The sequence below is a fragment of the Bradyrhizobium sp. PRIMUS42 genome, assembly GCF_023006515.1.
Lineage (GTDB): Bacteria > Pseudomonadota > Alphaproteobacteria > Rhizobiales > Xanthobacteraceae > Bradyrhizobium.
Genome location: NZ_JALBGZ010001373.1, coordinates 1 through 758 on the forward strand (window position 1 = coordinate 1; position 758 = coordinate 758).

Annotated in this window: 1 protein-coding gene; it reads right to left on the reverse strand. The window is 66.8% G+C overall.

Going from position 1 to position 758, the window contains the following annotated elements:
- A partial coding sequence (locus MOV75_RS40440) for a protein adenylyltransferase SelO family protein (RefSeq protein WP_247008437.1) occupies positions 1-758 on the reverse strand: 758 nt, incomplete at both ends.

The following is a 758-nucleotide window of genomic DNA, read 5'->3' on the forward strand; positions in this document are numbered from 1 at the left end:
CTGCGCTCTGCGGCTCCAGCGCGATGCGCGCGCGCCAGCGGCCGGCCCATTCGTCGAACGCTGCGGGCTCCATGAACTGGGCCCGAATGTCGGCGGCGTCATCACCCGCGGCATCGCCGAGCTTGCGGAAGGTGAGGGTGAAGTCGGCCTGGTTCTTGGCCATGGCGTCGAGCAGGTCCTGGATCAGCGCATCGTCGCCGTCGCGCTCCGTGAACAGGCCGACCTTCTGGCGCAGACCGGCCTGATAGGCATTGCTGAACGTGTCAGAGAAGGCGCCGAGAATGTCCTGGGCTTCGGCGACCGCCTTCTCCTGCTCGTCCGAGAACAGCGGCAGCAGGCATTCGGCAAGCCGCGTCAGATTCCACAAAGCGATACGCGGCTGGTTGGCGTAGGCATAACGGCCCATCTCGTCGATCGAGGAAAACACCTGCGCGGGATTGTAGGCGTCCATGAAGGCGCAGGGGCCGTAATCGATGGTCTCGCCCGAGATCGAGCTGTTGTCGGTGTTCATCACGCCGTGGATGAAGCCGACCAGGAGCCAGCGTGCGACGAGCTCGGCCTGGCGCGCGACGACGCCGGCAAGCAGCGCGTGATACGGCCGCTCCACGTCACGCAGCTCAGGATAATGACGGGCGATGACATGATCGGCGAGCCGGCGGAGCGCCTCGGTATCGCGGCGGACCGCGAAGAACTGGAAGGTGCCGACGCGGATGTGGCTCGAGGCGACGCGCGTCAGCACCGCGCCGGGAAGGGCGGTC